This is a genomic window from Archangium violaceum Cb vi76, from assembly GCF_000733295.1.
Classification (GTDB): Bacteria; Myxococcota; Myxococcia; order Myxococcales; family Myxococcaceae; genus Archangium; species Archangium violaceum.
Genome location: NZ_JPMI01000422.1, coordinates 1 through 400 on the forward strand (window position 1 = coordinate 1; position 400 = coordinate 400).

Genomic DNA, 400 nt, shown 5'->3' on the forward strand with positions numbered 1-400 from the left:
TACTTTCCGCACATCGCGAAGCTGATTTCCCATGGATTTTCGCTTCATGATTTTCGCGGCACCTGCGGCACATCTTGAATCCCTGTGAAGTAGTGGGGTGGTGACATTCCGAGCATTTGAAGGATAGCGGTCTGCCTTTGACTCAACTTGTCCTTGAAAATCCGGCAGGAGCCATCCGACGGGCTCAGAAGCCGATGGCAGCGTACATCTCCAAAGAGATGCAGGACTCTATCCGCAGTGGGACGTTCGCACGCTCTTTCCTCGGGGTAGAGTGGCAAGTCAGCAAGGCCTCTGGCGGCCATCTGGCGTCGAAGCTGAAGTTCGATGAGCGAGTGAACGAGAAGCGCGAGGAAGTACAGGAATAGAAGTGCTTCGATTCGACTTGGGCTCTTGAGGAAAA

At 53.8% G+C, this 400-nt stretch carries 1 pseudogene; it reads right to left on the bottom strand.

Going from position 1 to position 400, the window contains the following annotated elements:
• Nucleotides 1-44 precede the first annotated feature (44 nt).
• Nucleotides 45-400, bottom strand: a pseudogene (locus Q664_RS61950) (hypothetical protein); the annotation flags it as partial.